This window comes from Albimonas sp., assembly GCF_055129145.1.
In genome coordinates this window covers 21,110-28,838 of record NZ_JBSRTQ010000043.1, presented here as the reverse complement: position 1 = coordinate 28,838, position 7,729 = coordinate 21,110, and the positions used below count along the sequence as shown (strand labels likewise).

The following is a 7,729-nucleotide window of genomic DNA, read 5'->3' as shown; positions in this document are numbered from 1 at the left end:
GACCGCCACCTCGGCGTCGCGCACCACCGTGTCGGCGCCGTCGACCGGATACATGAAATCCGCCGTGACCAGCAGGTCGACGGCTTCGGGCGGTTGGCCGGATCCAGGCATCGGGTCATCTCCGGGTCGGCCCGGAACCTCCGCCGGGCGTGGCGGCTTATCCTGGACCCGGCCGCGGGCGCCCTGCAAGGTGTCCCGGCAGGGGGCGCCCGGGTCGTCCGACAGGCCCCGCCCCCCGCGCGCCCGGGAGGCACGCCGGGTCGAGCCGCGTCCGCACCGCCGGCCCTTGCCCTGCCGGCGTGCGGCTGCGTAGCCTCGGGCGACGGCGCGGATCGCGCGTCCTTTCTCTCATCCGCGTTCCGGACCCCTCATGTCCGCGCGTCGCCCAACGGGGACCTCCCATGAAAAGCCTGACCGAAATCGACCTGTCGAAGGCGGAGGCGCTGGCCCTCCGCTACGGTCCGGACGCGGTCCCGCCGGCCGGTCCCTGGAACGCGCATCTCGATCTGCTGCTCTCGCACCGCTCCATCCGCGGCTACCGGCCGGACCCGCTGCCGGAGGGCACGCTCGAAACCCTGGTCGCCGCGGCGCAGTCGGCGGCGACGAGCTCCAATCTCCAGACCTGGTCGGTGGTGGCGGTGACCGATCCCGTGGCCAAGGCGGCGCTGGCGGCGGTGGCGAACGATCAGAAACATATCGCGCAGTGCCCGCTGTTCCTCGTCTGGCTCGCCGATATCTCCCGCAACCAGCGGCTTGGCGCCGAGGCGCTGACCGAACTGCCGGTCGCGCCTTATCTCGAGACGTTCCTGGTCGCGGCGATCGACGCGGCGCTCGCGGCGCAGAATGCGGTGGTGGCGGCCGAGTCCCTGGACCTTTCGACCGTCTATATCGGCGCCCTGCGCAACGACCCCCGCAAGGTGAAGGCGCTTCTGGGCCTGCCGGACGGGACGTTCGGGGTCTTCGGCCTTTGCGTCGGACATGCCTCGACCACCGCCGACAACCAGGTCAAGCCCCGCCTGCCGCAAGCCGCCGTGCTGCACCGCGAGACCTACGACGCCGCCGACGAGCCTGCGCTGCGGGCCGCCTACGACGCAAGGATGACCGCGTTTTCGAAGGCCGCCGGAATGGCCGATGAAAGCTGGTCGGCGCGCGTGATCAAGCGCATGGGCGCCGTCTCGGCGATGAGCGGCCGCGACAAGCTGGTCGGGATCCTCAATTCCATGGGCTTCGATTTGCGTTAGAGACCGCCCGGCGGCGGGGACGCCCCTATCGGAGCGCGCCGGGGGGGAAATGCCAGCGGAACGTCGGGCATGGGCGCGCGGTCGGTGGCCCGATCAATCCGGACGCTCGCCTGGACGTCGTCCGCGGGTTGATCAGGATGCGGTCAATCGCTGCGGACCGCACCGATGGCGGCCCATGACGAATACCTTGGAATGACTCGTTTTGAAGCAGCGCTCGCCGCCTGATTCAGGCGCCGTCGGGCAAGGGGAAGGCTGGCGCGCCCCCCTCCGCCTTGCCGCGCAGGCGTCAGTCGGCGCGCACCAGCCGGACGGGGGACGGGCCGCTTGCGGGCCAGATCGCTTCGCCGCCCGTCTCGAACGGCGTCCCGTCCAGCGAGATCTCCAGCACGACGTCGCCACGCCGCGCCGCGAGCCGCCCCGCAGGCGCGGATTGCGGCGCCCAGGCCGGGTCGGGCGCGGGATCTTCGCGCCTCAGCCTCAGCAGGGTCCGGGTCAGATCGAACTTGAGGCGGTCGAAAGGCGTCGGGGGATTCCCGCCCGCGGCCAGACGCGCCATCGCCGCCCACTCCGGCGCGACGCGGTTGTCGGGATCGGTGAGCCGGTGGCTGCCGATCTCGGCGCCCTGGTAGATGTCGGGAATGCCCGGCGCGAAGATCTGCAGCGCCGTCTGCGCAAGCGCCAGTCCCGCCGCGCGGTCGCCGAGCGCGGCAAGCGACGGATCGGTCTCCGGGAACCGGGCGGCCGCGTCGCTTGCGGCTTCGCGGACCGGATGCTCGACCGCATCGTCGGGGTCGATCCAGAAGGTGTCGACCTTCGCCTCCCGCATCGCCTTCTCGAGATGTTCGGGCAGGCGGTCGGCAAGCGCCCCGTCGGGCGCCGCGGCCCAGGCGCTCTGGGCGAGATACCACCGCCAGGGATCGGGGATCGGATCGACGCGGCTGAGCAGCGTTTCGCGCGTCCCGGGCTGATGGCTGATCGCGGCGATCCGCATCCGCGCGTCGCCGGAGCGCTTGGTGTCGTGGCTCGAGATGAGGGTCAGACCATGCGGCTGCTCGCGCTGGCGGCGGATCATCGCGGCGTGGAACCCGGCTCCGTCCAGCGCAGGTTCGTCGGGTTCCGCGCCGACCTCGTTGGCCGAGAGCAGCGGCGTCCAGCGGTAGAAGGCCGTATCCTCCTGCGCCTTCGCGATGGCCGCGCCGGTCAGCTGTTGCAGGCGCGCGCGCAGCTCGGCGTTGGCCGGGTCGAGCAGAAGGTCCGCGAGATCGCCCACGGCAGGCGCGGTCGGATGCGACGCCGCCTGCGCGGTGTCGCGGATCAGGGCGGCGTCGGCCTCGGGCGTGGCGTCGTCCGTGAGGTAGGTGCGATAGCGCGGGAAAGCGCGGACGAAGGCCAGCAGCGCCGCGCGCCAGGCGGCGCGGCCCCATTCGGCGCCGCTGCCGGCGGCGACGGCCAGATCGGTCAGCCGCTCCAGTTCGGCGGGCAGTTCGGTTTCCACGACCTGGGCCTTGGCCGCGTCGCGCAGGGCGTGGAAGTCGGGCCAGCCCTCGGCCAGCGCGGCGGCGCCCTCGGCATGGGTGAGCACCTGCGCGATGGCCCGGCCCGCCTCGTAGCCGGTGGTGCCCTGGACGGGCCAGTCGGGCAGGGTCTCGTCGCCGGTCAGGATCTTCTCGACCCAGATCGGCGTGTCGGGCAGGCGGTCGCGCAGGCGCGCGAGATACTGGGCCGGGTCGGCCAGCCCGTCGACATGGTCGACCCGCAGGCCCTGGACGACGCCGCGCTCGATGAGGTCGAAGGTCAGGCGGTGGACGTCCTCGAACACCGCCGGGTCCTCGACCCGCAGGCCGATCAGCCCGGTGACGGTGAAGAACCGCCGATGCGCGATGGCCGCCGCTTCGGTGCGCCAATGGGTCAGGCGCCAGGGCTGGACCTCGTGCGTTTCGGTCAGGTCGCCGGCGGCGGGCGCGGCCAGCGGGACGCGCAAATCGCCGGCCACCATCTCGGAGCCCTCGATGCGGATGTCGCCCGTCTCGGCCATCTCGCCGAAGGAGGCGGGCAGCCAGGGCAGGGGCAGGGGCCCTTGCGACCAGTCGATGTCGAAATGGCGCGCGAAGCGGCTGTCAGGCCCGTGGCTCAGCACCTCGTGAAGCCAGACGTTGTGGACCGTGAACGCCATGTGGTTGGGCACGATGTCGAGGATCAGACCCATGCCGCGCGACCTGAGCGCCGCCGACAGCGCCTCCAGCCCCGCGCGCCCGCCGAGCGCCGGCTCGATCTCGTTCACGTCGGTCACGTCGTAGCCGTGGGTCGAGCCGGGCGCGGCGACGAAGGCCGGCGAAAGATAGAGATGCGACACGCCCAGATCGTCGAGATAGGGGACGAGCGTCGCGGCGCGGTGGAAGTCCATCCCCTCGCGCAGCTGCAGACGATAGGTTGCGGTCGGAAGCCTCATGGTCGCAAGCGCCCCTTTTGCATGATGCCCGCGATGGGGGCGAAGGTGGGTTGGTCGGCGATGGCCTCGACCGGGGTCGGGCCGCGCCGGCGTCGGTCAGGGCGGCCGCGGACCGCGCCGGGCAGGTCGACCGGCCGCCCGGGTCGGACCGGATCGACGGGGCGCAGGCCCGCCCGCATGACGCGCGGCGCGGCGCGGCGGCCGCGAGGGACGGACGGGCCTCGATGCCGGGCGAGGTCGCGCATCGTCATGCGGCGGTCTCGGCGAGGGCGAAGAGCACGGAATTCGGCGCGCCCGCGGCCGGCCCGGTGAGATGGAGCGTCTCGCCCAGCACGGGGGCCAGCCGCTCGGGGTGGCGCGCGAAGTTGGCGCGCATCTGCAGCAGGCCGCCGTTCAGGCGCCAGTCGGTCGCGATGCAGTCCTTCGGCGCATGCAGGTGACGGCCCGCATGGCCGCCCACGCCGTCCAGCAGCGGCACGATCCGGTCGCGGCGCAACGTCAGCAGGTCGCGGGTGCGCGCCAGCGCGTCCTGGTGGTCGCCCTGCGCCAGCCGGTCCCAGACCAGTCGGGAGCGGGCGAAGGTCTCGGGGTCGATCGGGTCCGGCACGGCGTCCGCGAAGCCGACGAAGGCCGAGAATTCGCGGCGGCGGCCCTCGGTCACCGCTGTCCCAAGGTCGCCCTCGAAATCGGCGAAGAACAGGAACGGCTCGGTCGCGCCCCATTCCTCGCCCATGAACAGCAGCGGGATCTGGGGCGAAAGCAGCAGCATCGCCTGCAGCGCGTCGAGCCGCGCCATCGCCGTCAGCTTGGTCAGCCGCTCGCCCAGCGCGCGGTTGCCGACCTGGTCGTGGTTCTGAAGGAAGTTCACCATCGCGACAGGCGGCAGATGGCCCGAAGGCAGACCGCGCCCGGCCTCGCCCTGAAAGGCGAAGCCCGAGGCGCAGGCGCGGGCCAGCCAGCCGGTCGGGTCGTCGGCGAAGGGGGCGTAGTAGCCGTCCGTCTCGCCGGTGGCGAGGACGTGGGCGGCGTTGTGCCAGTCGTCGTTCCATTCGCCGTCCATCAGCGGGGCGGAGCCGTCGGGGCTGCGCTCGTGCAGATAGGTGACGTTGCGGTTGTCCTCGGTCATCAGCCAGGCGCCGGGCAGGACCTCGCGGGCCGCAAGCGCGAGGTCGGACAGCAGGTCCGGGTCGCGGCTGTCGATGATCTGGTCGACCGCGTCGAGGCGAAGGCCGTCGAAGCGGAAGCTCTCGAGCCAATAGGTCACGTTCTCGATGGCGAAGCGGCGCACGGGGTCGCGGTCATAGGCGATGGCCGGCCCCCACGGGGTCGTGGCGCCTTCGTCGAAGAAGTCGGGCGCGAGGGCGTGCAGGTAGTTCCCGTCCGGACCGAAATGGTTGTAGACCGCATCGAGCATCACCATCAGCCCGCGCCCATGCGCCGCGTCGATCAGCGCGCGCAGGTCGTCCGGCGTGCCGTAGGCGTTGTGCGGCGCATAGAGCAGCACCCCGTCATAGCCCCAGCCGCGCGTGCCGGAGAACTGCGCCAGGGGCAGGATGTCGAGCGCGGTCACCCCCAGATCGCGCAGGTGGTCGAGCCTGTCGATGGCGGCGCGATAGGTGCCTTCGGGGGTGAAGGCGCCGATATGCAGCTCATAGATCACCGCCTCGTGCCAGGGCCGCTCCGGGCGCGGGTGTTGCCAGTCATAGGCGTCCGAGGCGACGATCGAGCGGGAATGCACGTCGCCCGCCTGCCGGCGCGACGCGGGGTCGGGCACTTCCGTGCCGTCGGGCAGGCGGTAGGCGTATTCGACGCCGGGGGGCGCGTCGGCGGTCAGAGACCACCAGCCGTCGCCCTCGGCCTCCATCGCGTGCGCGCCGTCGGGCAGGATCAGGTCGAGCCTGTCGGGCCCGGGCGCCCAGATGCGGAAGCGGGTGCCGCTCTCGGTCGGGACGGCGCCCCAGGCGGGCGGCTTCATGGCGCAAGCTCCAGAAGGACCAGGGCGCGGTCGGTCAGGGTCAGGACGCCTTCGACGGGCGCGCCGAAGCCCTGCGGGGCGGCCGAGCCCTGGGCGGTGTCGATGATGCGGCGCCAGCGGCCCTCGGGCAGGATGACCTCGCGCTCATCCGGGCTGGCGTTCATGGCGAGGAACAGCGTCGCCTCGTCGCGTCCGTGGAAGCTGACGGCGACGGCGCGCCGTTCCGGATCCTGCCATTGCTCGGGCGCGATATCGCCGCCGGCCAGTCGGCGCCAATTGACGAAGCGGCCCTCGGGATTGTCGTCGCTGTCGTGCAGGAAGCGTTCGGCGGTCAGCACCGGCTTGGCCCTGCGGACGGCGATGAGGCCGCGCAGAAAATCCTCGAACGGGTCCTCGGCCTGCCAGTCGAACCAGTTCATCTCGCCGGGCTGGCAGTAGGCGTTGTTGTTGCCGCCCTGCGTGCGCCCGTTCTCGTCGCCCATCAGCACCATGGGGGTGCCCTGGCTCAGCATCAGCGTGGCCATCAGGTTGCGGCGCTGGCGGTCGCGCAGGGCGAGGACGCCCTCGTCCTCGGTCGGGCCTTCGGCGCCGTGGTTCCAGGACAGGTTGTGGGAATGGCCGTCGCGATTGTCCTCGCCATTGGCCTCGTTGTGCTTGTCGTTGTAGCTGACGAGGTCCCTCAGCGTGAACCCGTCATGGGCGGTGATGAAGTTGACGCTGGTCCATGACCGCCGTCCCTCGTGCTCGAAGGTGCTCGCCGAGCCGAGCAGCCGGTCGGCCAGCGCCGGCGCCTGCCCCTCGTCGCCTTTCCAGAAGGCGCGGACGGTGTCGCGATAGCTGTCGTTCCATTCGGCCCAGCCGGGGGGGAAGTTGCCGACCTGATAGCCGCCGGCGCCCGTGTCCCACGGCTCGGCGATCAGCTTGACCTGGTTCAGCACCGGGTCCTGATGCACGGCGGTCAGGAAGGGCGCCTGTCGGTCGAAATGATCCCGCCGCCGCGCCAGCGTGGAGGCGAGGTCGAAGCGGAAGCCGTCGACATGGCAGTCCTCGACCCAGTAACGGAGCGAATCCATCACCATCTGCATGACGTTCGCGTTCTCGAGGTTCAGGGTGTTCCCCGTCCCCGTGGTGTCGAAGCAATAGCGTGGATCGTCGCCCAGCAGGTAATAGGACGCGTTGTCGATGCCGCGGAAGGACAGGGTCGGGCCCATCTGGTTGCCCTCGGCGGTGTGGTTGTAGACCACGTCCAGGATCACCTCGATGCCTGCGTCATGCAGGCGGCGGACCATGACGCGGAATTCCTGCAACGCGGCCGGCTGCACCAGGTACCGCGCGGCGGGCGCGAAGAAGCCCATCGTGTTGTAGCCCCACCAGTTGACCAGCCCTTTTTCGAGCAGATGGCGGTCGTCGGCGAAGTCGTGGATCGGCAGGAGCTCGATCGCGGTGACGCCCAGTTTCCGGAGATGGGCGATGGTTCCGGGATCGGCCAGGCCCTCGAAGGTTCCGCGGATCGGCTCTGCCAGATGATCGGCGCCGGCGGTCATCCCGCCGACATGGGCCTCGTAGATGACGGTTTTCGACCACGGCGTCCGCGGCCGGACATCCCCGCCCCAGGCGGCGGCGCCCGACACCACGGCGCATTTCGGCATCAGCCGCGCGCTGTCGCGGCGGTCGAAGCTGAGATCTTCACGCCGGTGACCGACGCGGTAGCCGAACAGCGCGTCATGCCATTTCAGCCCGCCGACATGGGCGCGGGCGCAAGGGTCCAGCAGCAGCTTGTTGGGGTTGAAGCGATGCCCCGCCTCGGGCGCGTAGGGCCCGTGGACCCTGTAGCCGTAAAGATCGCCGGGCCGCACGTCAGGCAGGTAGCCATGCCAGATCTGATGGGTGTGCTCGGGCAGCGGGATCCGCGCGATCTCGCGCGTGCCGCCGGCGTTGAAAAGGCACAACTCCACCCGCTCGGCATGGGCCGAGAAAAGCGAGAAGTTCACGCCCTTGCCGTCCCAGGTCGCGCCCAAAGGCGCGGGGCTGCCGGCATGCACAACGTAATTCGGAGACATCTTT

Annotated in this window: 4 protein-coding genes; 1 reads left to right on the top strand and 3 read right to left on the bottom strand. The window is 71.1% G+C overall.

Going from position 1 to position 7,729, the window contains the following annotated elements; translation table 11 throughout:
• Positions 1-401 precede the first annotated feature (401 nt).
• Positions 402-1,241 (top strand): nitroreductase family protein, encoded by an 840-nt coding sequence (locus tag ACTB72_RS09220; protein WP_463036693.1) that lies wholly within the window; start codon positions 402-404, stop codon positions 1,239-1,241.
• Between the two features lie 286 nt (positions 1,242-1,527).
• On the opposite strand, the gene treY is transcribed toward ACTB72_RS09220, so the two are convergent.
• The 3 genes from treY to glgX form a co-directional block, all read right to left on the bottom strand.
• Positions 1,528-3,690: a malto-oligosyltrehalose synthase gene (treY, locus tag ACTB72_RS09215; protein ID WP_463036692.1), complete on the bottom strand. Its 2,163-nt coding sequence runs from the start codon at positions 3,688-3,690 to the stop codon at positions 1,528-1,530.
• Positions 3,691-3,937: 247 nt separating this feature from the next.
• Positions 3,938-5,665: a malto-oligosyltrehalose trehalohydrolase gene (treZ, locus tag ACTB72_RS09210; protein ID WP_463036691.1), complete on the bottom strand. Its 1,728-nt coding sequence runs from the start codon at positions 5,663-5,665 to the stop codon at positions 3,938-3,940.
• Positions 5,662-7,725: a glycogen debranching protein GlgX gene (gene glgX / locus ACTB72_RS09205; RefSeq protein ID WP_463036690.1), complete on the bottom strand. Its 2,064-nt coding sequence runs from the start codon at positions 7,723-7,725 to the stop codon at positions 5,662-5,664. The genes treZ and glgX overlap by 4 nt, the downstream gene beginning before the upstream one ends.
• Positions 7,726-7,729 lie beyond the last annotated feature (4 nt).

Coding starts and splice junctions, on each gene's coding strand:
- treY (WP_463036692.1), bottom strand. CDS start 3,690: ATGAGGCTTCCGACCGCAACCTATCGTCTGCAGCTGCGCGAGGGGATG.
- glgX (WP_463036690.1), bottom strand. CDS start 7,725: ATGTCTCCGAATTACGTTGTGCATGCCGGCAGCCCCGCGCCTTTGGGC.
- treZ (WP_463036691.1), bottom strand. CDS start 5,665: ATGAAGCCGCCCGCCTGGGGCGCCGTCCCGACCGAGAGCGGCACCCGC.
- ACTB72_RS09220 (WP_463036693.1), top strand. CDS start 402: ATGAAAAGCCTGACCGAAATCGACCTGTCGAAGGCGGAGGCGCTGGCC.